General features: G+C 54.2%; 25 protein-coding genes. 22 read left to right on the forward strand and 3 right to left on the reverse strand.

What is annotated here, in order from left to right; translation table 11 throughout:
- Positions 1 to 19 precede the first annotated feature (19 nt).
- Complete coding sequence (gene ubiF / locus F3J28_RS11180) at positions 20 to 1,195, reverse strand: 3-demethoxyubiquinol 3-hydroxylase (protein WP_166875835.1); 1,176 nt, start codon at positions 1,193 to 1,195, stop codon at positions 20 to 22.
- Between the two features lie 123 nt (positions 1,196 to 1,318).
- On the opposite strand from ubiF, the gene miaB reads away from it, so the two are divergent.
- The 5 genes from miaB (at position 1,319) to lnt (ending at position 7,006) form a co-directional block, all read left to right on the forward strand.
- Positions 1,319 to 2,743 (forward strand): tRNA (N6-isopentenyl adenosine(37)-C2)-methylthiotransferase MiaB, encoded by a 1,425-nt coding sequence (gene miaB / locus F3J28_RS11185; RefSeq protein WP_008456083.1) that lies wholly within the window; start codon positions 1,319 to 1,321, stop codon positions 2,741 to 2,743.
- Positions 2,744 to 2,953: 210 nt separating this feature from the next.
- Entirely contained in the window at positions 2,954 to 4,015 is a 1,062-nt protein-coding gene (locus F3J28_RS11190; protein ID WP_166875838.1) for a PhoH family protein, read from the forward strand.
- On the forward strand, positions 4,012 to 4,479 hold the full coding sequence (ybeY, locus tag F3J28_RS11195; RefSeq protein ID WP_008456081.1) for an rRNA maturation RNase YbeY: 468 nt from the start codon (positions 4,012 to 4,014) through the stop codon (positions 4,477 to 4,479). Before F3J28_RS11190 ends, ybeY begins: the two co-directional genes overlap by 4 nt.
- Positions 4,480 to 4,578: 99 nt before the next feature.
- Positions 4,579 to 5,457, forward strand: coding sequence for a CNNM family magnesium/cobalt transport protein CorC (gene corC, locus F3J28_RS11200; protein WP_008456079.1), 879 nt, complete (start codon positions 4,579 to 4,581; stop codon positions 5,455 to 5,457).
- Positions 5,458 to 5,464: 7 nt separating this feature from the next.
- Positions 5,465 to 7,006 carry an apolipoprotein N-acyltransferase gene (gene lnt / locus F3J28_RS11205; RefSeq protein WP_166875841.1) on the forward strand — a complete coding sequence of 514 codons (1,542 nt, stop codon included), beginning with the start codon at positions 5,465 to 5,467 and terminating at the stop codon, positions 7,004 to 7,006.
- A gap of 86 nt (positions 7,007 to 7,092) precedes the next feature.
- Here lnt and F3J28_RS11210 read toward each other — a convergent pair whose 3' ends face one another.
- Positions 7,093 to 7,344, reverse strand: coding sequence for a hypothetical protein (locus F3J28_RS11210; RefSeq protein ID WP_166866189.1), 252 nt, complete (start codon positions 7,342 to 7,344; stop codon positions 7,093 to 7,095).
- A gap of 46 nt (positions 7,345 to 7,390) precedes the next feature.
- Here F3J28_RS11210 and F3J28_RS11215 point away from each other — a divergent pair, with 46 nt between their 5' ends.
- From F3J28_RS11215 to F3J28_RS11230, 4 genes are all read left to right on the forward strand, one after another.
- The gene (locus F3J28_RS11215; RefSeq protein WP_039301102.1) at positions 7,391 to 8,296 is read left to right on the forward strand and encodes an amino acid ABC transporter substrate-binding protein; all 906 of its coding nucleotides are present in this window, start codon (positions 7,391 to 7,393) and stop codon (positions 8,294 to 8,296) included.
- Between the two features lie 199 nt (positions 8,297 to 8,495).
- The gene (locus F3J28_RS11220; RefSeq protein WP_008456073.1) at positions 8,496 to 9,236 is read left to right on the forward strand and encodes an amino acid ABC transporter permease; all 741 of its coding nucleotides are present in this window, start codon (positions 8,496 to 8,498) and stop codon (positions 9,234 to 9,236) included.
- Complete coding sequence (gltK, locus tag F3J28_RS11225) at positions 9,236 to 9,910, forward strand: glutamate/aspartate ABC transporter permease GltK (protein ID WP_166875843.1); 675 nt, start codon at positions 9,236 to 9,238, stop codon at positions 9,908 to 9,910. Before F3J28_RS11220 ends, gltK begins: the two co-directional genes overlap by 1 nt.
- Complete coding sequence (locus tag F3J28_RS11230) at positions 9,910 to 10,635, forward strand: amino acid ABC transporter ATP-binding protein (protein ID WP_008456069.1); 726 nt, start codon at positions 9,910 to 9,912, stop codon at positions 10,633 to 10,635. Before gltK ends, F3J28_RS11230 begins: the two co-directional genes overlap by 1 nt.
- Positions 10,636 to 10,686: 51 nt before the next feature.
- Here F3J28_RS11230 and F3J28_RS11235 read toward each other — a convergent pair whose 3' ends face one another.
- Entirely contained in the window at positions 10,687 to 11,169 is a 483-nt protein-coding gene (locus tag F3J28_RS11235) for a zinc ribbon-containing protein (protein WP_166875846.1), read from the reverse strand.
- 264 nt (positions 11,170 to 11,433) lie between these two features.
- Between F3J28_RS11235 and leuS the strand changes: the two genes are divergently transcribed.
- The 13 genes from leuS to F3J28_RS11300 all read left to right on the forward strand — a co-directional run bounded on the left by leuS (position 11,434) and on the right by F3J28_RS11300 (position 25,353).
- Complete coding sequence (gene leuS / locus F3J28_RS11240; protein ID WP_166875848.1) at positions 11,434 to 14,016, forward strand: leucine--tRNA ligase; 2,583 nt, start codon at positions 11,434 to 11,436, stop codon at positions 14,014 to 14,016.
- A 14-nt stretch (positions 14,017 to 14,030) separates the two neighbouring features.
- Positions 14,031 to 14,642, forward strand: a complete 612-nt coding sequence (gene lptE, locus F3J28_RS11245) for an LPS assembly lipoprotein LptE (RefSeq protein ID WP_166875851.1) — start codon at positions 14,031 to 14,033, stop codon at positions 14,640 to 14,642.
- On the forward strand, positions 14,639 to 15,670 hold the full coding sequence (gene holA / locus F3J28_RS11250; RefSeq protein WP_166875854.1) for a DNA polymerase III subunit delta: 1,032 nt from the start codon (positions 14,639 to 14,641) through the stop codon (positions 15,668 to 15,670). The genes lptE and holA overlap by 4 nt, the downstream gene beginning before the upstream one ends.
- Entirely contained in the window at positions 15,663 to 16,310 is a 648-nt protein-coding gene (gene nadD / locus F3J28_RS11255; protein ID WP_166875857.1) for a nicotinate-nucleotide adenylyltransferase, read from the forward strand. The genes holA and nadD overlap by 8 nt, the downstream gene beginning before the upstream one ends.
- A 312-nt stretch (positions 16,311 to 16,622) precedes the next feature.
- A complete protein-coding gene (gene rsfS, locus F3J28_RS11260) occupies positions 16,623 to 16,940 on the forward strand; it encodes a ribosome silencing factor (RefSeq protein ID WP_008456058.1) in 318 nt (105 codons plus the stop codon).
- Positions 16,941 to 16,943: 3 nt separating this feature from the next.
- Positions 16,944 to 17,414, forward strand: coding sequence for a 23S rRNA (pseudouridine(1915)-N(3))-methyltransferase RlmH (rlmH, locus tag F3J28_RS11265; protein ID WP_008456055.1), 471 nt, complete (start codon positions 16,944 to 16,946; stop codon positions 17,412 to 17,414).
- Between the two features lie 27 nt (positions 17,415 to 17,441).
- Positions 17,442 to 19,343, forward strand: a complete 1,902-nt coding sequence (mrdA, locus tag F3J28_RS11270) for a peptidoglycan DD-transpeptidase MrdA (protein WP_039291156.1) — start codon at positions 17,442 to 17,444, stop codon at positions 19,341 to 19,343.
- Positions 19,344 to 19,345: 2 nt separating this feature from the next.
- A complete protein-coding gene (gene mrdB, locus F3J28_RS11275; protein ID WP_008456051.1) occupies positions 19,346 to 20,458 on the forward strand; it encodes a peptidoglycan glycosyltransferase MrdB in 1,113 nt (370 codons plus the stop codon).
- Positions 20,459 to 20,474: 16 nt separating this feature from the next.
- Positions 20,475 to 21,704 (forward strand): endolytic peptidoglycan transglycosylase RlpA, encoded by a 1,230-nt coding sequence (gene rlpA / locus F3J28_RS11280; RefSeq protein ID WP_166875860.1) that lies wholly within the window; start codon positions 20,475 to 20,477, stop codon positions 21,702 to 21,704.
- 143 nt (positions 21,705 to 21,847) lie between these two features.
- Positions 21,848 to 23,059 carry a D-alanyl-D-alanine carboxypeptidase DacA gene (dacA, locus tag F3J28_RS11285; protein WP_039291151.1) on the forward strand — a complete coding sequence of 404 codons (1,212 nt, stop codon included), beginning with the start codon at positions 21,848 to 21,850 and terminating at the stop codon, positions 23,057 to 23,059.
- A 109-nt stretch (positions 23,060 to 23,168) separates the two neighbouring features.
- Entirely contained in the window at positions 23,169 to 23,432 is a 264-nt protein-coding gene (gene ybeD / locus F3J28_RS11290) for a DUF493 family protein YbeD (RefSeq protein ID WP_008456041.1), read from the forward strand.
- Positions 23,433 to 23,506: 74 nt separating this feature from the next.
- A complete protein-coding gene (gene lipB / locus F3J28_RS11295) occupies positions 23,507 to 24,151 on the forward strand; it encodes a lipoyl(octanoyl) transferase LipB (RefSeq protein ID WP_166875864.1) in 645 nt (214 codons plus the stop codon).
- A 245-nt stretch (positions 24,152 to 24,396) separates the two neighbouring features.
- Positions 24,397 to 25,353 (forward strand): YbeF family transcriptional regulator, encoded by a 957-nt coding sequence (locus tag F3J28_RS11300; RefSeq protein WP_008456036.1) that lies wholly within the window; start codon positions 24,397 to 24,399, stop codon positions 25,351 to 25,353.
- Positions 25,354 to 25,426: the final 73 nt, after the last annotated feature.

A 25,426-nucleotide genomic window follows, 5' to 3' on the forward strand; every position in this document is an offset into this window, starting at 1 on the left:
ACCGCCCTGCTCGTCTTCATTATAATCCCAGGGCGTATTTCAGCGCTTTACGCTTCAGTCCAACGGATCTTTCCGCCGCCATCAGCCCAATATTTCGCACCACGCGCAGCGGCCCCAGGTTATTGCTGAATCCCGCATAGAACAGATCCATTCCACTCTGCATCAGGAAGTTATCCGCCTGACGGCGCCTCTGATAACGTTTCAGGATAGCCTCGCTCGCCCAGGCTTCCGCATGGCTACGGGCACCGATCAGGACATCAAGCAAAGCATCCACGTCACGATATCCCAGATTAACGCCCTGCCCGGCCAAAGGATGAATCGTATGCGCTGCGTCCCCTATCAGTGCCAGCCCTGGCTGGACGTACTGCAAAGCGTGTCGACGAGTCAGCGGAAATGCCCCACTGGCAACCGGCGTAACCGCCCCGAGTCGCTGAGGGAAAGCGGCCGTAATCGCTTTTTGCAGCTGGGGCATGTTCATTCCCTGCAGCTGCCGAATACGTGCCGGGGTGTCATACCAAACCAGAGAGGCCCAGTTATCGAACAGCGGCAGGAAAGCGTGCGGCCCTGTCGGCGTGAAATGCTGCCAGGTACTATCCCCCGGCTCAAACTCGCATTTAACGGTAATCAGCATACAGGCCTGGCGATACTGCCAGGCATGTACGCCAATCCCCGCCCATTTTCTGACCTGGGAATTCGCGCCATCCGCGCCAATCACCATTTCAGCATTGGGTGAAGCGCCGTCATCAAACTCGAGCGCCCAACCCTTATCCTGCCGATGAATTTGCCGCAGCTTCGCCGGGCAACGTAAAGAGATATTCGGATGCGCCTCAAGCGCTTGCCAAAGCACACGCTGCAGCACGTTATTCTCGACCATGAAGCCCAGCTCGGGTAAACCCAGTTCTTCGGCATTAAAGCTAACGTGTGCGCTCTCCCATTCCCAGGTTTCCAGCCGGCGATAAGGATGTGCGCGCATCGCTAAAACGCTGTCCCAGACGCCAAGAGACTTGAGCAGGCCAACCGATGCGCTGCTGATGGCCGAAATGCGGACATCAGGCTGGCTACCAGGAACAAAAGCCTCAGGGGCATGATGTTCAATCACCGCCACACGGAAACCGTGCTGTGCCAGCCCCAGCGCTGCCGCCGCGCCGACCATACCGCCGCCAACAACGGCTACTTCAATTGGTTGATTTACCATAAGTCTCTTTCCTTCATTCATCTTTGCTGATTCTACTGGCTTTTCCCAGGCTGGTCACATCCATAGCAAAGCATTACACTATCCGGCTTAATTCCTGACTTCACCTTGAGCAATGGCAAGTCGATGACAAAAAAACTCCATATAAAAACCTGGGGCTGTCAGATGAACGAATACGATTCATCGAAGATGGCCGACCTGCTGGACAGCACCCACGGCTTTACGCTGACCGATAACGCGAATGAAGCGGACGTTCTGCTGCTGAACACTTGTTCTATTCGCGAAAAAGCCCAGGAAAAGGTGTTTCACCTGCTGGGGCGCTGGAAGCATATCAAAGCCAAACGCCCGGACGTGATCATTGGCGTCGGCGGCTGCGTTGCCTCTCAGGAAGGAAAAAAAATTCGCCAGCGGGCGCACTATGTAGATATCGTCTTTGGGCCACAAACCCTGCACCGCCTGCCTGAAATGATCAACCAGGTTCGCGGCACCCGCAGCCCGGTGGTGGACGTCAGCTTCCCGGAAATCGAAAAATTTGACCGCCTGCCGGAGCCAAAGGCCGACGGCCCGACCGCCTACGTCTCCATCATGGAAGGCTGCAACAAATATTGCACCTATTGCGTGGTGCCTTATACCCGTGGCGAAGAAGTGAGCCGCCCTTGCGACGATATTCTGTTTGAAATCGCTCAACTGGCGGAACAGGGTGTGCGTGAAGTTAACCTGCTGGGTCAAAACGTTAACGCATACCGCGGCGCGGCTTACGACGGCGGCATCTGCTCGTTTGCCGAACTCCTGCGTCTGGTTGCCGCGATTGACGGTATCGACCGCATTCGCTTCACCACCAGCCACCCGATTGAATTTACCGATGACATTATCGAAGTGTACCGCGACACGCCGGAGCTGGTGAGTTTCCTGCACCTGCCGATTCAAAGCGGCGCCGACCGTGTGCTGAATATGATGGGCCGCACGCATACCGCGCTGGAGTATAAATCGACTATCCGCAAGCTGCGCGCTGCGCGCCCGGACATCCAGATCAGCTCAGACTTTATCGTCGGCTTCCCAGGCGAAACCAGCCAGGACTTCGAGCAAACCATGAAGCTGATTGCTGACGTCAACTTTGACACCAGCTTTAGCTTTATTTTCTCCGCTCGTCCGGGCACCCCGGCGGCCGACCTGGTTGATGACGTGCCGGAAGAAGAGAAAAAACAGCGCCTTTATATCCTGCAGGATCGTATTAACCAGCAGGTTATGGAATGGAGCCGTAAAATGCTGGGTACGGTGCAGCGTATTCTGGTGGAAGGGACTTCGCGTAAAAGCATTATGCAGCTGTCCGGCCGTACCGAAAATAACCGTGTGGTGAACTTCGAAGGGACGCCGGATATGGTAGGGAAATTCGTGGATGTCGAAATCACCGAAGTCCTGACTAACTCCCTGCGCGCGAAGCTGGTGCGCACAGAAAGCGAAATGGGCCTGCGTATTGCTGAAACCCCGGCTTCCGTTATTGCTCGTACCCGCAAAGAGAATGACATTGGCGTTGGGACTTACCAGCCTTAATTCTCTCCACGGCCTGCCGGAACGCTAATTCCGCGTCCCAGCGGGCTGTCTCATTGTTTGCACTTGCATTCTGAAGGCATAACCCAAATATCAATTGTGACGCTTGCGCCATCACGCTGCGGGATAAATAATTTCCCTGTAGCCGAACCGTATTTTCGGCTACGCGAGACCGTTTACTCTAACTGGCCCCGAGTGACCCAGAGGATAAGTTTGAATATCGAAACACGTGAATTAACGCTGGAACCGGCGGATAACGCCCGTCTGCTTAGTCTGTGCGGCCCTTTTGATGACAACATCAAACAGCTGGAACGCCGACTGGGGATTGAAATCAACCGCCGTGACAATCACTTCAGGCTCACCGGTCGTGAGCTTTCCGTTGACGCCGCGGCGGATATTCTGCGACATCTGTACGTAGACACCGCGCCAATGCGCGGCCAAAGCCAGGATATCGATCCGGAACAAATCCATCTGGCTATTAAAGAAAGCCGGGTGCTGGAGCAAACGGCCGACAGCGTGCCGGATTACGGTAAAGCTATCCATATTAAAACTAAGCGTGGCGTCATTAAGCCGCGTACGCCTAATCAGGCGCAGTACATCGCGAACATTCTCGACCACGACATCACATTCGGCATTGGTCCGGCAGGGACAGGGAAAACCTATCTTGCCGTTGCCGCCGCGGTTGATGCGCTGGAGCGCCAGGAGATCCGCCGCATTCTGCTGACCCGCCCGGCGGTTGAAGCGGGTGAAAAACTGGGCTTCTTGCCCGGCGATTTAAGCCAGAAGGTTGACCCGTACCTGCGCCCGCTGTACGACGCGCTGTTTGAAATGCTGGGCTTCGAGAAAGTCGAAAAGCTGATTGAGCGCAACGTTATCGAAGTGGCCCCGCTCGCCTACATGCGTGGCCGTACCCTGAACGATGCCTTTGTCATTCTCGATGAAAGTCAGAACACCACCACCGAACAGATGAAAATGTTCCTGACCCGTATAGGCTTCAACTCCAAGGCGGTGATTACCGGCGATGTGACGCAGATAGACCTGCCACGTAACCTCAAGTCCGGCTTACGTCATGCTATCGACGTCCTGTCCGAGGTGGATGAAATCAGCTTCAACTTCCTTAACAGCGAAGACGTGGTACGCCACCCGGTTGTGGCCCGCATTGTTAACGCCTATGAAGCCTGGGAAGCTGCCGATCAAAAACGCAAAGACGAGCTTGCCGCCGAGCGTAAACGTGAAGCCCTTGCCCTGCAGGCTACCGCTCAGGAGAGCAAATGAGTCAGGTTATTTTAGATTTACAGGTTGCCTGCGAAGCAGAAAGCGGCCTGCCGGATGAAGCACAAATTCAGCGCTGGCTGGATGCGGTTATTCCTCAGTTTCAGCCAGAGTCCGAGGTCACCGTTCGTCTGGTAGACGAAGCCGAAAGCCACGACCTGAACCTGACCTATCGCGGGAAAGATAAGTCCACCAACGTGCTTTCTTTTCCGTTTGAAGCCCCGCCAGGGATCGAGCTTCCGCTGCTAGGCGATCTGATCATCTGCCGTCAGGTGGTTGAGCAGGAAGCCAAAGAACAAGAGAAGCCGCTGGAAGCCCACTGGGCGCATATGGTTGTACACGGCAGCCTGCATCTGCTCGGTTACGACCACATCGAAGACGATGAAGCCGAAGAGATGGAAGCGCTGGAAACAGAGATAATGCTTGCTCTTGGGTATGCCGATCCGTACATTGCCGAGAAAGAGTAGTCGGCTCAGGGCTTTCCCTTTGCCGCCGTCACGCGCAGGCAGTGCACCATCAGGCTGCCTGTTAGTATTTGATTTATATGAGGCCTAAAACCTAACGCCATGAGCGACGACAATTCACAGAATAGTGACACGCCGGAAGCCAAAAAGGGATTCTTCTCCCTCATTCTCAACCAGCTGTTTCACGGTGAACCGAAAAACCGTGACGATCTGCTGACGCTTATTCGTGATTCTGAGCAAAACTCTCTGATAGACCAGGACACCCGCGACATGCTCGAAGGGGTGATGGATATCGCCGACCAGCGCGTCCGCGATATCATGATCCCGCGTTCGCAGATGGTGACGCTCAAACACAACCAGACGCTGGACGAGTGCCTCGATGTCATTATCGATTCCGCTCACTCCCGTTTCCCGGTGATAAGCGAAGACAAAGATCACATCGAAGGGATTCTGATGGCGAAAGATCTGCTGCCGTTCATGCGCAGCGACTCTGAGCCTTTCAGCATGGAAAAAGTGTTACGTCAGGTGGTTGTCGTGCCTGAAAGCAAGCGGGTTGACCGCATGCTGAAAGAGTTTCGTCAGCAGCGCTATCATATGGCGATTGTCATTGATGAATTTGGCGGCGTTTCAGGTCTCGTGACGATCGAAGATATTCTCGAACTGATTGTCGGGGAAATCGAAGATGAGTACGACGACGAGGAAGACGGCGATTTCCGTCAGCTGAGCCGCCATACGTGGACGGTGCGCGCCCTCGCCTCTATTGAAGACTTCAACGAAACCTTCGACACGCACTTTAGCGATGAAGAAGTCGACACCATCGGTGGTCTGGTGATGCAAGCCTTTGGGCACCTGCCAGCCCGTGGCGAAACCATTGAAATAGATGGTTACCAGTTCAAAGTCGCCATGGCCGATAGCCGTCGTATTATTCAGGTTCATGTCAGAATTCCGGACGACTCGCCGCAACCAAAACTGGACGAATAACTCAGCTATGGCTATAGCTCAACTTCTTCAACGCCAGCGCATTCGCCTGCTGCTGGCGCTTTTCTTTGGGGCCTGCGGAACGCTGGCTTTTTCCCCTTATGATTTCTGGCCTGCAGCTATTGTTTCTCTTGCTGGCTTGCAGGGCCTGACGCTTAACCGTCGCCCGGTACAAAGCGCCGCGATTGGCTTCTTCTGGGGGCTTGGGCTGTTCGGCAGCGGGGTCAACTGGGTCTATGTCAGCATCGCACAGTTTGGCGGTATGCCGGGCCCGGTGAACGTGTTCCTTGTGGTTCTGCTGGCCGCTTATTTGTCGCTCTACACAGGTTTGTTCGCTGGTATTCTCAGCAAGCTGTGGCCAAAAACAACGTGGTGGCGCGTAGCTATTGCCGCCCCGGTCGTCTGGCAAATTACCGAATTCCTGCGCGGCTGGGTGCTGACCGGCTTCCCCTGGCTGCAGTTTGGCTACAGCCAGATCGATGGCCCACTAAAAGGCATCGCGCCGATTTTTGGCGTCGACACCATTACCTTCCTACTGATGATTATCAGTGGCCTTCTGGTGTACGCCCTGCAGGCGCGGAAATGGGCTCCTGCAGTGGTTTCTGCGGCTTTACTGTTATTACCCTGGCCGCTGCGCAACATTCAATGGTTCCAGCCTCTGCCAGAGCGTTCCGTTGACGTAGCGATGGTACAAGGCAACATTCCCCAGTCTCTGAAGTGGAATGAAAGCCAGCTGCTGGACACGCTGAAAATTTATCTGGATAAAACAGAGCCGGAGATGGGCAAAGCCAAGCTTATCATCTGGCCGGAATCGGCTATCTCCGATCTGGAAATTAATCAGCAGCAGTTCCTTGCCATGATGAATGACCTGCTGCGGGCAAAACACAGCTCATTAATTACCGGTATCGTCGACGCGCGTCTGAATAAGCAAAACCGGTACGATACCTACAACACCATTATCACGCTCGGTGAAGGTAGCCCTTACAGCTACACCAGCAGTAACCGCTACAACAAAAACCACCTTGTGCCATTCGGTGAGTTTGTGCCGCTTGAATCGATTCTGCGCCCACTGGCCCCGTTCTTCGATCTGCCCATGTCATCGTTCAGCCGTGGGCCCTATGTTCAGCCGCAATTGCTCTCTAACGGCGTCAAGCTGACGGCGGCAATCTGCTACGAAATTATCCTGGGTGAACAAGTTCGGGACAATTTCCGGCCAGACACTGACTTCCTGCTGACTATCTCCAACGATGCCTGGTTCGGTAAATCCATCGGCCCATGGCAGCACCTGCAAATGGCGCGTATGCGCTCGCTGGAACTGGGGCGGCCTTTGCTGCGCAGCACTAACAACGGCGTAACTGCCGTGGTCAACGCCGAAGGTGAGATCACTAACATCATCCCGCAGTTCACTCGCGAAGTGCTGGAAGCGAAAGTCACGCCAACCACAGGTTTAACGCCTTATGCACGCTTCGGCTTCTGGCCGATGTGGATGGTGACCGCTTTATTCGGTTTCACCGCACTGGTGATAAGCCTGCGTAACCGCAGCAAAAAGTAGCACACCCTTCTCGCTCATAGAGGCCGGCAAATTTGTTGGCCTTTTTCATTTCTGGCACAAGCTTTGCTAGATATAAACAGTTGAAATCAAATAGCTGGCGCAAAGACGCCCTGTGGCCTGGCTGTATCGGGCAGTGAAAAATGCATGCACCAAAAGGCGACATCGCAAGCACCGTTATAGTGCACTGGCATATCTTTGCCTTTAAATGGTGCGGCGCGCTTCGCAAAAATAAACATCTTATTAGCAATTTCTTTACATTCAGCTAGGTTAGATGCTAACAAAAGGGCATTGCATGACGCTTTTAGCAGCATGAAAAAACAACAAAACACAACACTCACATCGGATACCGGTGCCTCCTCTGGCACTAAGATTAAGGAGTTGGATATGCAACTACGTAAACTGGCCACGGCAATGCTGGTGATGGGCATGAGCGCCACAATGGTTCATGCAGAAGACGCGACGCCTCAGCAGTCAACGCTGGATAAAATCAAAGCCAACGGCGTTATCGTGGTCGGCCACCGTGAATCATCTGTACCTTTCTCTTACTACGACAATCAGCAAAAAGTGGTTGGCTACTCTCAGGACTACTCTAATGCCATCGTAGAAGCGGTGAAAAAGCAGCTGAATAAGCCTGATCTGCAGGTAAAACTCATTCCTATCACCTCTCAAAACCGTATTCCGCTGCTGCAAAACGGCACTTTCGATTTTGAATGTGGTTCCACCACCAACAACGTAGAACGTCAAAAACAAGCCGCATTCTCCGACACCATCTTCGTTGTCGGCACCCGTTTGCTGGTGAAAAAAGGCGGCCCAATTAAAGACTTCCCTGACCTGAAAGGGAAAACCGTTGTTGTGACCTCTGGCACCACTTCCGAAATCCTGCTCAACAAGCTGAACGACGAGCAGAAAATGGGCATGCGTATTATCAGCGCCAAAGACCACGGTGACTCCTTCCGTACCCTGGAAAGCGGCCGTGCGGTTGCCTTTATGATGGATGATGCCCTGCTGGCCGGGGAACGTGCGAAAGCTAAACAGCCGGATAACTGGGAGATCGTCGGCAAGCCACAGTCCCAGGAAGCTTACGGCTGTATGCTGCGTAAAGATGACCCAGAGTTTAAAAAGCTGATGGATACCACCATCGCGCAGGCACAAACCTCAGGTGAAGCCGCGAAATGGTTCGATAAATGGTTTAAACAGCCGATTCCACCGAAAAACCTCAACATGAACTTCGACCTTTCTGACGAAATGAAAGCGCTGTTCAAGGAACCAAACGACAAAGCTCTCAACTAATTAGAAACACAGGGGCCGGAAAAATCCGCCCTCCCGATTGACGAACTGAAGCCAGGACAGACTATGCGTTGGTGGGTCGTTCCCCCACCAGCGTGAAGGTGCTCAAAAACGCAGACAAAGATCTGCTTCAGGGCACCGGCTTCTCATCAATCTTCGAGGGTAGCCTGCGCTACCCTCTTTTTTTATCTCGGAGTAAGTTATGTCTATAGACTGGAACTGGGGAATCTTTTTACAGCCCGCCCCGTTCGGCAACACTACCTATCTGGGCTGGATTTGGAATGGCTTCCAGGTCACCGTCGCCCTGTCAATAACCGCATGGATCATTGCTTTTCTGGTGGGGTCTCTGTTTGGTATTTTGCGTACGGTCCCTAACAAATTCCTGTCCGGGCTAGGTACGCTCTACGTTGAACTCTTTCGCAACGTTCCCCTGATCGTCCAATTCTTTACCTGGTATCTGGTGGTGCCTGAACTGCTGCCGGAAAACATTGGCATGTGGTTTAAGTCCGAGCTGGATCCCAATATTCAGTTCTTCCTCTCGTCAATGATTTGCCTCGGACTGTTTACCGCCGCTCGCGTTTGTGAACAGGTACGAGCCGCCATTCAATCCCTGCCTCGCGGCCAGAAGAACGCGGCTCTGGCAATGGGACTGACGCTGCCTCAGGCCTATCGCTACGTGCTGTTGCCTAATGCCTATCGCGTTATTGTGCCACCGATGACCTCCGAAATGATGAACCTGGTGAAGAACTCGGCCATCGCTTCAACCATTGGTCTGGTGGATATGGCGGCGCAGGCTGGCAAGCTGCTGGATTACTCGGCACACGCCTATGAATCCTTTACGGCGATTACCCTTGCCTATGTACTGATCAACGCCGTCATCATGGGCGTGATGTATGTGGTAGAACGTAAAATTCGCCTGCCTGGCAATATGGGGGGCAAATAATGCTCAGTCTTGACTGGAGTTCTATTCTACCTGCCCTGCCTTACTTAATGCAGGGGCTGGTCATTACGCTCAAAATCACCGTTACCGCGGTGGTGATCGGTATTGTCTGGGGCACGCTGCTGGCCGTCATGCGCCTGTCGAGCTTCAAGCCGATCGCGTGGTTTGCTACCGCTTACGTGAACGTTTTCCGCTCCGTGCCGCTGGTGATGGTACTGCTGTGGTTCTATCTGGTGGTGCCTGGCTTCCTGCAGTCGGTGCTTGGCCTGTCGCCAAAAACCGATATCCGCTTGATTTCCGCGATGGTCGCCTTCTCCATGTTTGAAGCCGCCTACTATTCGGAAATCATTCGCGCCGGTATTCAGAGTATTTCCAGAGGGCAGTCAAATGCCGCCCTGGCGCTGGGCATGACCCACTGGCAGTCGATGAAACTCATCATTCTGCCGCAGGCCTTCCGCGCGATGGTGCCGCTGCTGTTAACCCAGGGCATCGTTTTGTTCCAGGATACCTCGCTGGTGTACGTTTTAAGCCTGGCAGACTTCTTCCGCACCGCCTCCACCATTGGCGAGCGTGACGGTACACAGGTCGAGATGATCCTGTTTGCCGGCCTGGTCTATTTTGTGATTAGCCTCAGTGCATCGCTGTTGGTCAGCTACTTGAAGAAAAGGACTGTGTAATGATTACCCTGAAAAATGTTTCTAAATGGTATGGTCACTTTCAGGTGCTGACCGAGTGCTCCACCGAAGTGAAGAAAGGCGAAGTTGTCGTCGTGTGCGGGCCTTCTGGTTCTGGCAAATCCACGCTGATTAAAACCGTCAACGGCCTTGAGCCCGTACAGAAAGGCGAAATTCTGGTGAACGGCACCCAGGTGAACGACAAGAAAACCAATCTGGCGCAGCTCCGCTCCCACGTTGGCATGGTGTTCCAGCACTTCGAGCTGTTCCCTCACCTGTCGATTATCGAAAACCTGACGCTTGCCCAGGTCAAAGTGCTGAAACGTGATAAAGCAGCTTCCCGCGCTAAAGGGTTAAAATTACTTGAGCGCGTAGGGCTGGCCGCACACGCCGATAAATATCCGGCGCAGCTCTCCGGCGGCCAGCAGCAGCGTGTTGCGATTGCCCGCGCCCTGTGCATGGATCCGATTGCAATGCTGTTTGACGAACCAACCTCCGCGCTAGATCCGGAAATGATCAACGAAGTGCTGGACGTGATGGTTGAGTTGGCAAACGAGGGCATGACCATGATGGTGGTAACCCACGAAATGGGCTTTGCCCGCAAAGTGGCTAACCGCGTGATCTTTATGGATGAGGGGAAAATTGTCGAAGACTCGAACAAAGACGACTTCTTCAATAATCCTCAGTCTGAACGTGCCAAAGACTTCCTGGCGAAGATCCTGCACTAAGCAAATTGCCTAATCCAGGTAAAAGGCCTTCCCAAACGGGAAGGCTTTTTTTTAAGGCTCAAACGGCCGACGATGAAACTGATTATGGCCGCATTTCGGGCAAACCGGCAGCACATCAGGGGTGTAAATCGCAATGTGATGATGACAGTTTTCACACACCAGATTGCCTAACCCAACAACTTCCCCGCTGTGATACACCCCGTGATGGCTGAGATCTTTAAACACTTCCCGCCACTCAAGCTGCGTTTTGTCGGTAATGTCCGCCAGCTCCTGCCATAAACTCTCTTTAATCACCCGCATAAAAACGCTGTCGGTGAACTCTTCCTGACTTTCCCCGTAGCTACGAGCAAACTCTTCAAGGTCACGGCGCACCGCACGCGTTACCTCTTCTATCTCCGTTCGGGTCAGCTCGCCTGTATCATTCATCTGCTTACGGGCGCTGGCAACCAACGCATCAATATCGAGCTCACCCTTGCGTAGCCGTTCACTTAGCGATTCGACCAGTTCCCGATAAAATTGAGCAACCTTGTTCATCGTTAGCCTGCCTCCTTGAAGGATTCCCGCGTTTGCGGCGTGGTAACTGACTCTAATAGTAGACGTTAATCCGGCAACGCTTTGTTAGATTAGCCACACCCTGGGTAAAAAACTGCAAGCGTTACGGAACGGTGAAATGGTTACTGAGGGCGTTGAAAGGCTGTTTTGCCGCTGTCGAATCGGCTATGCTATGGCGATCTAAACTCGAATTCATTAAAGGCTACGTTTCGTAGCCGTCTTTCATACACAGGACTACTGGCTGCCATGCAAGAGCAATACCGCCCGGAAGAGATAGAATCCAATGTCCAGCAACACTGGCAAGAGAACCGTACTTTTGAAGTGACCGAAGACGAAGGCAAAGAGAAATACTACTGCCTCTCCATGTTGCCCTATCCTTCCGGCCGACTACATATGGGCCACGTCCGTAACTACACCATCGGCGACGTTATCGCACGCTACCAGCGTATGCTGGGTAAAAACGTCCTGCAGCCGATCGGCTGGGATGCATTCGGCCTGCCGGCTGAAGGCGCTGCGGTAAAAAACAACACCGCGCCAGCCCCGTGGACCTACGACAACATCAATTACATGAAGAACCAGCTGAAAACGCTGGGCTTCGGTTACGACTGGAGCCGTGAACTGGCTACCTGTACGCCTGAGTACTATCGCTGGGAACAACAGTTCTTCACTCAGCTGTACAACAAAGGTCTGGTTTACAAAAAAACCTCCGCGGTTAACTGGTGCCCGAACGATCAGACCGTGCTGGCGAATGAGCAGGTTATCGACGGCTGCTGCTGGCGCTGCGACACCAAAGTTGAGCGCAAAGAGATCCCGCAGTGGTTCATCAAAATCACCGCCTACGCCGACGAACTGCTGAACGACCTGGATACGCTGAATCACTGGCCTGATCAGGTTAAAACCATGCAGCGCAACTGGATTGGCCGCTCCGAAGGCGTGGAAATCACCTTCGACGTACAAAACAGCGCCGAGAAGCTGACTGTTTATACAACCCGCCCTGATACCTTTATGGGTGTGACTTATCTGGCCGTTGCCGCCGGTCACCCTCTGGCGCAGCAGGCTGCAGTCAATAACCCTACCCTTGCCGAATTCATTGAAGAATGCCGTAACACCAAAGTGGCCGAAGCCGACATGGCGACCATGGAGAAGAAAGGCATCGCCACCGGCATTAATGCCATTCATCCGCTGACCGGCGAAAGCGTTCCGGTTTGGGTGGCCAACTTCGTGCTGATGGAATACGGCACCGGTGCCGTAATGGCCGTTCCAGGCCACGATCAGCGTGACTGGGAATTCGCCACAAAATACAGCCTGCCAATCAAGCCGGTAATTCTGAATGCCGACGGCAGCGAGCCGGATCTTTCCGTCTCCGCAATGACCGAAAAAGGCGCGTTGTTTAACTCTGGCGAGTTCGACGGTCTGGACTTCCAGCAGGCGTTTAACGCCATTGCCGATAAGCTGGCCGCTAAAGGCGTGGGCGAGCGTAAAGTGAACTTCCGTCTGCGCGACTGGGGCGTTTCCCGTCAGCGTTACTGGGGTGCACCAATCCCAATGGTCACCCTGGAAGACGGCACAGTGATGCCAACCCCGGAAGATCAGCTGCCGGTTATTCTGCCGGAAGACGTGGTCATGGACGGCATCACCAGCCCGATTAAAGCCGATCCTGAGTGGGCGAAAACCACCGTCAACGGCATGCCTGCGCTGCGTGAAACCGACACCTTCGACACCTTTATGGAGTCCTCCTGGTACTACGCGCGCTACACCTGCCCTCAGTACGGCAAAGGCATGCTGGATTCCAAAGCCGCTAACTACTGGCTGCCGGTGGATATCTACATCGGCGGGATTGAACACGCCATCATGCACCTGCTTTACTTCCGCTTCTTCCACAAGCTGATGCGCGATGCAGGCATGGTGACTTCCAACGAACCAGCCAAACAGCTGCTTTGCCAGGGCATGGTGCTGGCGGACGCCTTCTATTACACCGGCGTTAACGGCGAGCGTAACTGGGTTTCCCCAGTCGACGCTATCGTTGAGCGCGATGATAAAGGCCGCATTGTCAAAGCCCGTGACGCAGAAGGCCGTGAACTGGTCTATGCTGGCATGAGCAAAATGTCGAAGTCGAAAAACAACGGCATCGACCCACAGGTCATGGTTGAACGCTACGGCGCGGATACCGTGCGTCTGTTTATGATGTTTGCTTCACCTGCAGACATGACGCTTGAGTGGCAAGAATCCGGCGTTGAAGGCGCCAACCGCTTCCTGAAACGCGTCTGGAAACTGGTCTACGAACACACCAACCGTGGTGCTGCGCCAGCGCTGGACATTGCTGCCCTGGGCGAAGATCAAAAAGCCCTGCGTCGCGATGTGCATAAAACCATTGCTAAAGTGACCGACGATATCGGCCGCCGTCAGACCTTCAACACCGCCATCGCTGCCATCATGGAGCTGATGAACAAACTGGCAAAAGCACCGCAGGACGGCGAACAGGATCGTGCGCTGCTGAACGAAGCGCTGCTGGCCGTTGTACGTATGCTGTATCCGTTCACCCCGCACGTTTGTTTCGATATGTGGCAGTCGCTGGGCGGTGAAGGTGATGTGGATAACGCACCGTGGCCGCAGGCTGACGAAAAGGCAATGGTCGAAGACTCTCGCCTGGTGGTCGTTCAGGTGAACGGTAAAGTACGCGGTAAAGTCACCGTGCCTGCCGATGCCACTGAAGAACAAGTGCGCGAGCGCGCCGGTCAGGAACATCTGGTCGCGAAATATCTTGAGGGGGTAACCGTACGTAAAGTGATTTACGTTCCGGGTAAACTGCTCAACCTGGTTGTGGGCTAAGCGCAGGAGGAAGCGTGCGACATCCCTTTATCACCCTGTTAGTAACCCTGGCGGTGCTGGTCACCGCTGGATGTGGTTTTCACCTGCGTGGTAACACGCAGGTCCCTTCAGAGATGAAGACGCTGGTCCTCAACTCTAGCGATCCTAACGGCCCGCTAACGCGTGAAATTCGTAAACAGCTGCGCTTAAACGGCGTAACGATTGTTGACGATACCGGCACTGGCGTACGCAAGGATATTCCATCCCTGCGCGTGGGTGGCTTCGGTCTTGGTCAGGACACAGCTTCAGTGTTCCAGAACGGCCAGACGGCGGAATACCAGATGGTAATGACCGTCAATGCTCAGGTCCTGATCCCGGGTCACGATATTTATCCAATCAGTGCGAAGACATACCGTTCATTCTTTGATAACCCACTGACCGCCCTGGCAAAAGACGCCGAGCAGGATCTGATCATCAAAGAGATGTACACCAATGTTGCCCAACAGCTGGTCCGCAAACTGATGGCAGTTCACGCGGCTGACCTTGCAGCAACAAAAGACGAGGAAAAGCCCGTTAGCGCAGTGAAACCAGCCGAACCAGCAAGCCGGGTGTCCACCACTCTGCCGGCAACCTCTGTTAGCAAATGATCCGAGTGTATCCGGAACAACTCCACGCGCAGCTCAATGAAGGGCTGCGCGCGGCGTATCTGCTTTTAGGTAACGATCCTCTCTTATTACAGGAAAGCCAGGATGCGGTGCGCAAACACGCCCAGCAAAACGGCTTTGAAGAACATCACGCCGTTCAGATAGAAGCCTCCACGGACTGGCAGGCGCTGTTTTCGATTTGCCAGGCTCTGAGTCTGTTTGCCAGCCGCCAGACGCTGCTCTTACTGCTGCCGGAAAACGGTCCCAACGCCGCCATTAACGCTCAGCTAGAAACACTGGTTAGCCTGCTTCACGACGATATTCTGTTACTGGTTCGCGGCAACAAACTGACGAAAGCGCAGGAAAATGCCACCTGGTTTACCCAACTGGCAAACCGCTCCGTGTTGGTGACCTGCCAGACGCCAGAACAGGCAAATCTGCCCCGCTGGGTATCCCAGCGCGCAAAACAGATGAATCTGACGCTGGACGAGGCTGCCAATCAGCTGCTCTGCTACTGCTATGAGGGCAATTTGCTGGCGCTTTCTCAGGCATTAGAGAGGCTGTCGCTCATCTGGACAGACGGTAAATTGACGCTACCGCGCGTTGAGCAAGCCGTAAACGATGCAGCCCATTTCACGCCTTTTCACTGGGTAGATGCACTGCTCGCCGGAAAGAGCAAACGAGCGCTGCATATATTGCAGCAGCTTCGTCTGGAAGCCAGCGAGCCGGTCATTCTGCTGCGAACCCTGCAGCGGGAACTGCTGCAGCTGGTCAATCTCAAACGTCAGTCGGCAACGACGCCCTTACGGACGCTGTTCGATCAGCAACGCGTGTGGCAAAACCGCCGCCAGTTGGTGACTGAAGCGCTCAATCGCGTTTCTTCGGAACAGCTTTATCAGGCCGTTCGTTTACTGACGCGTATCGAACTGACGCTGAAGCAGGACTACGGGCAGTCAGTCTGGGACGAACTCGAAGGCCTTTCTCTGCTGATCTGCCATAAAGCCTTACCGGAAATCTTCATTGATGCCTGATTCCTCTTTGTTAGCGCTGTACGGCGGCACCTTTGATCCTATCCATTATGGTCATTTGAAATCCGTTGAAGCGCTGGCCCGGCTGGTGAAACTCAGAAGCGTCACCATCATGCCCAATAACGTGCCGCCGCATCGCCCACAGCCGGAAGCGAGCAGCGCGCAGCGCAAAGAGATGATTGAGCTAGCAATAGCAGGCAACCCGCTTTTCACGCTGGATGATCGGGAGCTGACCCGGACGACACCGTCCTGGACCGTGGAAACGCTGGAGCAGCTTCGCGCCGAGCTGGGGCCAAAACAGCCGCTGGCCTTTATTATTGGTCAGGACTCATTGCTCAGCCTGCACCGCTGGCACCGTTGGGAAACGCTGCTCACGCTGTGCCACCTGTTAGTTACCCAGCGGCCCGGCTATCCGCTAACCATGGAAACGCCCGAACAGCAGACGTGGCTCGCGCAAAACGTCACTGATTCTGTCGTAACACTGCACCAGCAGCCCGCCGGGAAAGTCTTTCTAGCCCAAACGCCGCTCTACGATATCTCCGCAACCACCATTCGTCATCGGCTTGAGAGCAATCAGCCCTGCGACGATCTGCTCCCGCCTGATGTACTGGCTTTTATTCTCCAGCACGGGCTTTATCGCTAAGCGTTGGGGCTCGTCTACATTACGGGAGGAGAACGGTGAAGCGCACTGGATTACGCTATTATGATTTACCGGGAAAGCCAGCCATTGACACCACTTCTCAGGCTGTTATGCTCCGCTGCCATAATTTCCTGCCCATAATCCGGCTTTTCTGAAATAGTTTTACAAAAATGGCAATGCAAACTCCGGCGCGCAATGGGATGATAGCCCGCGATTCGCGCTGGTCGGCCAATTTTTCAGCCAAAGCCGCCTGCCCTGCTGGTCCAGGGTTATTACGGGCTAAACCAAACACTCTCATTCTCTCAGGGGGAACACTTGCAGGGTAAAGCACTTCAGGATTTCATTGTCGATAAAATCGACGACCTCAAAGCCCAGGACATCATCGCAATTGATGTTAAAGGCAAATCCAGCATCACCGATTGCATGGTTATCTGCACCGGGACATCTAACCGCCACGTCATGTCAATTGCTGAACACGTTGTGCAATCCTCTCGCGAAGTTGGCCTGTCGCCGATGGGCGTGAAAGGCATCAACGCTTCCGACTGGGTTGTTGTCGATCTGGGCGAAATTATCGTTCACGTCATGCAGGAAGAGAGCCGCCAGCTGTACGAACTGGAAAAACTCTGGAGCTAACGGGTGAAGCTGCAACTGGTGGCCGTTGGAACCAAAATGCCTGACTGGGTACAGACAGGCTTTACCGAATACCTGCGTCGCTTCCCGAAAGATATGCCTTTTGAGCTGGTAGAAATTCCGGCTGGAAAACGCGGCAAAAATGCCGATATCAAACGTATCCTCGAAAAAGAGGGTGAAATGATGCTGGCCGCCGCGGGCAAAGGTAATCGAATCGTGACGCTGGATATTCCCGGTCAACCGTGGGATACCCCCCAGCTTGCCACGCAGCTCGAACGCTGGAAGCAGGATGGCCGCGATGTCAGCCTGTTAATCGGTGGTCCCGAAGGATTAGCACCAGCCTGTAAGGCCGCAGCCGAGCAAAGCTGGTCGCTCTCCACGCTAACCATGCCTCATCCGCTGGTCAGAGTGCTGGTGGCGGAAAGTCTCTATCGGGCGTGGAGCATTACCACCAACCACCCTTACCATCGTGAGTAAACCTGAGCGGGTAATACTAAGCAGCGAATGAAATTACAGAATTCTTTTCGCGACTATACTGCTGAGTCTGCGCTCTTTGTGCGCCGGGCGCTGGTCGCTTTTATCGGCATTTTGCTGCTTACCGGCGTGCTGATCGCCAACCTTTATAATCTGCAAATCGTTCGCTTTAACGACTATCAGACGCGCTCCAATGAAAACCGGATCAAGCTGGTGCCCATCCCGCCCAGCCGCGGCATTATTTACGATCGTAACGGCACCCCGCTGGCGCTGAACCGCACCATCTATCAAATCGAGATGATGCCGGAGAAAGTCGATAACGTTCAGGATACGCTGGAGGCGCTGCGCCCGGTGGTTGACCTGACCGATGACGATATCGCGAATTTCAAGAAAGAGCGTGCCCGCTCGCACCGCTTCACCTCCATTGCGGTCAAAACTAACCTGACGGAAGTTCAGGTTGCCCGCTTTGCCGTAAACCAGTACCGCTTCCCTGGTGTGGAAGTGAAAGGCTACAAACGCCGCTTCTATCCTTATGGCTCCGCGCTAACCCACGTCATTGGCTACGTTTCTAAAATCAACGACAAAGACGTTGAACGCCTGGATAAAGAAGGCAAGCTGGCCAACTACGCCTCGACCCACGACATCGGCAAGCTCGGTATCGAGCGCTATTACGAAGATGTCCTGCACGGGCAAACGGGCTACGAAGAGGTTGAGGTTAACAACCGTGGCCGCGTCATCCGCCAGCTTAAAGAAGTGCCGCCTCAGGCCGGGCATGATATTTATCTGACCCTCGATCTGAAGCTGCAAACCTACATCGAAACCCTGCTCGCTGGCAGCCGTGCTGCGGTGGTCGTTACCGATCCGCGTACCGGCGGCATTCTGGCGCTGGTTTCTATGCCAAGCTATAACCCGAACCTGTTCGTCGACGGTATCTCCAGCAAAGACTACTCGGGCCTGCTAAACGACCCGAACACGCCGTTAATTAACCGCGCGACTCAGGGCGTGTATCCACCGGCCTCTACCGTGAAGCCTTATATGGCAGTTTCTGCATTGAGCGCCGGAGTGATCACCCGCAACACCTCGCTGTTTGACCCCGGCTGGTGGCAACTGCCCGGATCGGAAAAACGCTACCGCGACTGGAAAAAATGGGGCCACGGCCGCCTGAACGTCACAAAATCCCTGGAAGAATCGGCGGATACCTTCTTCTACCAGGTCGCCTATGACATGGGGATCGACCGCATTGGCGAATGGATGAGTAAGTTTGGCTACGGTCACCTGACGGGCATCGACCTTTCAGAAGAGCGCGCGGGCAACATGCCGACTCGCGAGTGGAAGCTGAAGCGCTTTAAAAAACCGTGGTATCAGGGTGACACCATTCCGGTCGGTATCGGCCAGGGTTACTGGACGGCCACGCCAATCCAGATGAGCAAGGCGATGATGATCCTGATTAACGACGGCATCGTTCGCGTTCCGCACCTGCTGATGAGCACCACCGAAAACGGTAAACAGGTTCCCTGGCAGCAGCCGACTGAAGCGCCGGTGGGCGACATCCACTCTGGCTATTGGGAAATTGCCAAAGACGGGATGTATGGCGTAGCCAACAGGCCTAACGGTACTGCGCATAAATACTTCGCGAACGCGCCTTATAAAGTGGCAGCAAAATCAGGTACTGCGCAGGTCTTTGGCCTGAAAGCCAACGAAACGTATAACGCGCATAAAATTGCCGAACGCCTACGTGACCACAAGCTGATGACAGCATTTGCGCCGTATGACAATCCACAGTACGCCGTGACCATGATTCTGGAGAACGGCGGCGCAGGCCCGGCCGTCGGGACCATCATGCGTCAGATCCTCGACCACGTCATGTTAGGGGATAACAACACGGTACTGCCGTCGGAAGCACCGGCCGCCTCGGCCGCAGAGGATCAATAAGCATGACTGACAATCCTAATAAAAAAACAATTTGGGATAAGGTTCACCTCGACCCGACCTTCCTGGTGACCATCCTCGCGCTGCTGGTGTTCAGCGCCCTGGTGGTATGGAGCGCCAGCGGCCAGGATATGGGCATGATGGAGCGTAAAATCGGCCAGATTCTGATGGGGCTGGTGATCATGGTCGTCATGGCGCAAATTCCGCCTCGCGTCTACGAAGGCTGGGCGCCCTATCTCTATATCTTCTGTATTATTCTGCTGGTGGCGGTTGATGCCTTCGGGGCCATTTCAAAAGGGGCCCAGCGCTGGCTCGATCTGGGCTTCGTGCGTTTCCAGCCTTCGGAAATCGCCAAGATTGCCGTTCCGCTAATGGTTGCCCGCTTTATTAACCGCGACGTTTGCCCGCCCACGCTGAAAAATACCGGTATTGCGCTCGTCCTGATCTTCATGCCGACCCTGCTGGTCGCCGCCCAGCCGGACCTGGGCACCTCCATTCTGGTCGCCGCATCGGGCCTGTTTGTGCTGTTCCTTTCCGGCATGAGCTGGCGACTTATTCTGGTTGCCGTTCTGCTGGTAGCCGCCTTCGTGCCGATCCTGTGGTTCTTCCTGATGCATGACTACCAGCGCGCGCGCGTGATGATGCTGTTAGATCCAGAAAGCGATCCGCTCGGCGCGGGCTATCATATAATTCAGTCCAAAATCGCCATCGGCTCGGGGGGCCTGCGCGGTAAGGGCTGGCTACACGGCACGCAGTCGCAGCTAGAGTTCTTGCCCGAACGTCATACGGACTTTATCTTCGCGGTGCTTGCGGAAGAGCTAGGCTTAGTCGGCATTCTGGTGCTGCTGGCGCTCTATCTGCTGCTGATCATGCGCGGCCTGTTTATTGCCGCTCGGGCACAGACCACCTTTGGCCGCGTAATGGCCGGCGGGCTGATGCTGATCCTGTTCGTCTATGTATTTGTAAATATTGGCATGGTTAGTGGTATCTTACCGGTGGTCGGCGTACCGCTGCCGCTCGTCAGCTACGGGGGGTCGGCGCTAATCGTGCTGATGGCCGGGTTTGGTATCGTCATGTCGATACATACTCACAGAAAAATGTTATCAAAAAGCGTGTAACTGGATGAGGTGCGCAATGGGTAAGCAAAAACGGTGGGCTGGCGTCTGCATCGCAGCAGCGTTACTGGCAGCATGTTCGTCAAATGATGAGAGTCAGCAGCCGGTTAATCAGGCGCCACAGCCGGCCGTGTGCAACGGTCCAGTCGTGGAAATCAGCGGCGCCGAGCCACGTTACGAGCCGCTGAATCCGTCAGTTAATCAGGATTACCAGAACAACGGCAAAAGCTACAAAATTGTTCAGAATCCTGCAAACTTCAGCCAGGCAGGCTTCGCGGCTATCTACGACGCCGAACCAGGCAGCAACCTGACCGCCTCTGGCGAAGCGTTTGATGCTAATGCGCTGACCGCAGCACACCCAACGCTGCCTATTCCAAGCTATGCGCGAATCACTAACCTCGCGAATGGCCGCATGATTGTGGTTCGCATCAACGATCGCGGCCCTTACGGCAACGATCGGGTGATCTCGCTGTCTCGCGCGGCAGCAGACAGGCTGAACACCTCAAACAATACCAAAGTCCGTATCGACCCTATTATCGTTGCACAGGATGGCACCATGTCCGGTCCAGGTACGGCCTGTACGACTATCGCCAAACAGACTTATGCGCTGCCGGCCCGTCCGGATCTTAGCGGCGGCATGGGAAGCGCCTCCTCCCCTGCTCAGCCAGCGGCACCACAGGGCGATGTGCGCGCCATCAGCAACTCGACGCTGCAAAGCGCAGACACCACCGGCGCACCTGTTCAGAGCAGCGGTTTTCTCGGTGCTCCTACGCCACTGGCGGCAGGCGTGGTAGAAACACCTGATGCTCCGGCAACGGCTGCAGCAGCCCCCGCGACGCAGCAACCTGTCGCAGCAACAGCGGCACCAGCTGTGGCGCCTACTCCGCCAGTAGCCCCACAGCCAGCGCCGATCGTTGAGCAGCCAGCGCCTGCCGTTTCTGCGCCAGTCACCGCACCTGGTTCAACTCAAGGTCACGTTCAGCGCAGTGTAGCTACAGCAAGCGTACCCGCCAGCAGCGGCCGTTACGTTGTTCAGGTCGGTGCCGTGAGCGACGGGGCACGCGCCAGCCAGTGGCAGCAGAAGTTAAGCCAGCAGTTTGGCGTGCCGGGCGCAGTGTCTCATAACGGCACCGTGTATCGCGTTCAGCTTGGCCCGTTCAGCAGCCGCACTGAAGCCACCGCCCTGCAGCAGCGCCTGATGTCGGAAGCGCAACAGCAGTCATTTGTGACCAACGCTCCCGCTATGTAAAGCTATGACTGGCCTGTTTCTTGCCCGTAAATTTGTGTAAAGACCATTAACAAACTCACGCGCAAAGTCAGATGCCAGTCAAAAATGCTTTTGCTATAGTAAGGCACTTTTTTTAATTCCATCACGGACGTCGTAGTTCCATCATGAATACAGCTCCTTCTGCACGTTTTGTTAAGCGCCTGGCGCTCACCTCGGCTTTCGCTCTTGCGGCTATGGCCTCTGCTCAAGCTGACGACCTCAACATTAAAACTATGATCCCGGGCGTCCCGCAGATTGATGCAGAAGCGTATATCCTGATTGACTACAACTCAGGCAAAGTGCTGGCCGAATCAAATGCTGACGCACGCCGCGACCCGGCCAGCCTCACCAAGATGATGACCAGCTATGTCATTGGCCAGGCGATGAAAGCCGGTAAATTCGACGACAATGCGATGGTCACCATCGGCAAAGACGCCTGGGCCACCGGTAATCCGGTGTTTAAAGGCTCCTCGCTGATGTTCCTGCAGCCGGGTATGCAGGTACCGGTCAACAAACTGGTTCGCGGTATTAACCTGCAGTCAGGTAACGACGCCTGTGTGGCGATGGCCGACTTCGTCGCCGGCAGCCAGGATGCTTTCGTAAGCCTGATGAACGGCTACGTTTCAGCCCTGGGCCTGAAAAACACCCACTTCCAGACCGTGCACGGCCTGGACGCCGAGGGTCAGTACAGCTCTGCTCGTGATATGGCGCTTATCGGCCAGGCGCTGATCCGCGATGTGCCGAACGAATACGCTATCTACAAAGAAAAAGAGTTCACCTTCAACAACATTCGTCAGACCAACCGTAACGGTCTGCTGTGGGATACCAGCCTCAACGTTGACGGTATTAAAACCGGCCATACCGATGCGGCAGGGTATAACCTCGTGGCCTCCGCTACCGAAGGCCAGATGCGCCTGATCTCTGCGGTTCTTGGCGGGCACACCTACAAAGGCCGTGAAACAGAAAGCAAAAAGCTGCTGACCTGGGGCTTCCGCTTCTTTGAAACGGTTTCTCCGCTGAAAGCCGGCAAAGAGTTTGCTTCTGAGCCAGCCTGGTTCGGCGATAACGACCGTGCTTCCCTCGGCGTGGATAAAGACGTTTACCTGACCATTCCTCGCGGCCGTATGAAAGATCTGAAAGCCAGCTACGTGCTGACCACGACTGAACTGCATGCCCCGCTGCAGAAAAACCAGGTTGTGGGCACCATCAACTTCCAGCTGGACGGTAAAACCATCGAGCAGCGTCCGTTAGTTGTGCTGCAGGAGATGCCGGAAGGGAATTTCTTCAGCCGAATCATTGATTACATCAAGCTGATGTTCCACCACTGGTTCGGTTAATTATTGAACACTTGAAAGTGTCGAATCTGACCCCATATACTTAGCATCAAAGCAACTCCCGCCCGCCGGCGGGAGTTATTATTTTTATTGCCGTAACGCTGGAGCTACCATGAAAACCAAACTGAACGAATTGCTCGAATTCCCCACCTCTTTTACTTACAAAGTAATGGGCCTGGCGAAACCGGAGCTGGTTGATCTGGTCGTTGAGGTGGTGCAGCGCCACGCCCCTGGCGACTACACGCCGCAGGTTAAACCAAGCAGCAAAGGAAACTACCACTCAGTTTCCATTACCATCAATGCCACCCACATTGAGCAGGTTGAAACCCTGTATGAAGAGTTAGGCAACATCGAAATCGTTCGTATGGTGCTGTAATCTGATAACCCGGCTCAGGCCGGGTTTTAGCTGTGATATACTTCCCGCCACCCTTTTCTCCCGGAGACGCTGTTTTGTCTCAAGACACTATCCTGATCCGCACCCTTGGACTGCAGCCTTATGAACCTGTCTCGCAGGCAATGCATGACTTTACCGACACCCGCGATGAGACGACGGCCGACGAGATCTGGCTGGTGGAGCATCCTCAGGTTTTCACCCAGGGCCAGGCCGGTAAAGCCGAGCACGTCCTGATGCCGGGCGATATTCCCGTTGTGCAAAGCGATCGCGGCGGCCAGGTGACCTTTCACGGCCCAGGGCAGCAGGTTATGTATTTCCTGCTGAACTTAAAACGACGCAAGCTGGGCGTACGGGAACTGGTCACCATGCTGGAACAGACCGTGGTTAACACGCTGGCAGAATATGATATTGAGGCTTACCCCCGCGCCGACGCACCGGGCGTGTATGTCGACAGACGCAAAATTTGCTCTCTGGGGCTTCGTATTCGGAGGGGATGTTCCTTCCACGGTCTGGCGTTAAACATCAACATGGATTTATCCCCTTTCCTGCGGATTAACCCCTGTGGCTACGCCGGGCTGGAGATGACCCAGGTCAGCCATTTTGCAGAAGGCATCACCGTAGCGGATATCCAGCCCCGGCTGGTAGAAAACTTTATCTCCCTGCTAAACCATCCGCCATACGAATACCGCGAAGTGGAGTAAACGTCAGGCCTGCCTCCCGCAGGCCTGATATTGTCTTTTTATCACTTTTTCGCCCATCGGTTATAATCACTAATTGGATAATTCAGCAACGTCATTATTTAAATAATATGACAGCTGGGAATAGCTTCTGAGGCTTAATTTTTCTCATTCGTGCTTGGGTTGGCAAAATAGCTATGCTAATTCCCCCAAACGGTCTATTTGTATCTATAAATATAATATTCTTTATTTTTTAGCGGAGACCTGACATGGGGCAAAACCCACTGTCTGAGAAAAAAATCGTGGATCGCGATGGTGAGAACAACTATCCCGTATTCAAGACATTACGCAACATAGATTTAAACTTGCTGACCATTTTTGAAGCTGTCTACATTCATAAAGGCATCGTCAATGCAGCCAGAGTGCTAAATCTCACGCCCTCGGCTATCAGCCAGTCTATCCAAAAGTTGCGCTATATTTTTCCCGATCCTTTATTCATTCGCAAAGGCCAGGGCGTCACGCCGACGGCGTATGCGGCACACCTGCACGAATATATCAGCCAGGGCCTGGAATCCATTCTCGGCGCGCTGGATTTCAACAACAGCAATGACCAGCAGCGCACCATCACCATTGCCACCCAGCCGTCTATTGGGGCTTTAGTTATCCCTAAAGTCTATTCGGCGATCCGCAAGGTCAATCCAAATCTGCTTATTCGCAATGTGCCCATTAACGATGGTGAGTCCCAGCTCAGCCAGTTTCAAACCGATTTGATTATTGACACCAGTCGCCACTATGCACGCACCATCACCAGCGTGCCGCTGTATCAGGAAAGTATCGCCGTGGTCTGCCGGGAAGGTCATCCCTGTCTTGAACAGCGGCTCACTCGCGAAGATCTGCAAAATATGGAGCACACCTTCCTGATCATGCAGGATGATTTGCTGCGCGACCTACGCCAGGAGATCAGCGAGCGGCTGCCCAACAGGCAGATAGCGTTTAGCAGCTACAACTATGTCACCCTGTCTTCATTACTTGGCAGCAGCGATTTGCTGGGCTTCATGCCCTGGCGGCTGTACGAAATGTTCAAAGAGACCTGGAACCTGCGAGCCGTTGACTGCGATCTGTTTGCGGATAAAACAATGGAAACCAGCATGCATTTTAACAAGCTAAGCATCCGGGACACGGTTTTGCAGGAGATAATCAAAGCCATTCACACCGAGTTCGCTTGATCCTCAGTGGTTTTCACCTCTTACCGGACGTTTCAGAGGTGAACACCATGCCCGTTAACCTCGCATTTAGCAC

This window comes from Enterobacter sp. Ap-1006 (assembly GCF_011752835.1).
In the GTDB taxonomy this organism is placed as follows: Bacteria; Pseudomonadota; Gammaproteobacteria; order Enterobacterales; family Enterobacteriaceae; genus Cedecea.

Bases quoted from the DNA above. Each gene is read 5' to 3' on its own strand.
- ybeD (WP_008456041.1), top strand. From the start codon at position 23,169: ATGAAAACCAAACTGAACGAATTGCTCGAATTCCCCACCTCTTTTACT.
- F3J28_RS11215 (WP_039301102.1), top strand. From the start codon at position 7,391: ATGCAACTACGTAAACTGGCCACGGCAATGCTGGTGATGGGCATGAGC.
- dacA (WP_039291151.1), top strand. From the start codon at position 21,848: ATGAATACAGCTCCTTCTGCACGTTTTGTTAAGCGCCTGGCGCTCACC.
- corC (WP_008456079.1), top strand. From the start codon at position 4,579: ATGAGCGACGACAATTCACAGAATAGTGACACGCCGGAAGCCAAAAAG.
- lnt (WP_166875841.1), top strand. From the start codon at position 5,465: ATGGCTATAGCTCAACTTCTTCAACGCCAGCGCATTCGCCTGCTGCTG.
- ybeY (WP_008456081.1), top strand. From the start codon at position 4,012: ATGAGTCAGGTTATTTTAGATTTACAGGTTGCCTGCGAAGCAGAAAGC.
- gltK (WP_166875843.1), top strand. From the start codon at position 9,236: ATGCTCAGTCTTGACTGGAGTTCTATTCTACCTGCCCTGCCTTACTTA.
- rlpA (WP_166875860.1), top strand. From the start codon at position 20,475: ATGGGTAAGCAAAAACGGTGGGCTGGCGTCTGCATCGCAGCAGCGTTA.
- F3J28_RS11230 (WP_008456069.1), top strand. From the start codon at position 9,910: ATGATTACCCTGAAAAATGTTTCTAAATGGTATGGTCACTTTCAGGTG.
- F3J28_RS11220 (WP_008456073.1), top strand. From the start codon at position 8,496: ATGTCTATAGACTGGAACTGGGGAATCTTTTTACAGCCCGCCCCGTTC.
- F3J28_RS11300 (WP_008456036.1), top strand. From the start codon at position 24,397: ATGGGGCAAAACCCACTGTCTGAGAAAAAAATCGTGGATCGCGATGGT.
- miaB (WP_008456083.1), top strand. From the start codon at position 1,319: ATGACAAAAAAACTCCATATAAAAACCTGGGGCTGTCAGATGAACGAA.
- F3J28_RS11235 (WP_166875846.1), bottom strand. From the start codon at position 11,169: ATGAACAAGGTTGCTCAATTTTATCGGGAACTGGTCGAATCGCTAAGT.
- holA (WP_166875854.1), top strand. From the start codon at position 14,639: ATGATCCGAGTGTATCCGGAACAACTCCACGCGCAGCTCAATGAAGGG.
- mrdA (WP_039291156.1), top strand. From the start codon at position 17,442: ATGAAATTACAGAATTCTTTTCGCGACTATACTGCTGAGTCTGCGCTC.
- mrdB (WP_008456051.1), top strand. From the start codon at position 19,346: ATGACTGACAATCCTAATAAAAAAACAATTTGGGATAAGGTTCACCTC.
- leuS (WP_166875848.1), top strand. From the start codon at position 11,434: ATGCAAGAGCAATACCGCCCGGAAGAGATAGAATCCAATGTCCAGCAA.
- ubiF (WP_166875835.1), bottom strand. From the start codon at position 1,195: ATGGTAAATCAACCAATTGAAGTAGCCGTTGTTGGCGGCGGTATGGTC.
- nadD (WP_166875857.1), top strand. From the start codon at position 15,663: ATGCCTGATTCCTCTTTGTTAGCGCTGTACGGCGGCACCTTTGATCCT.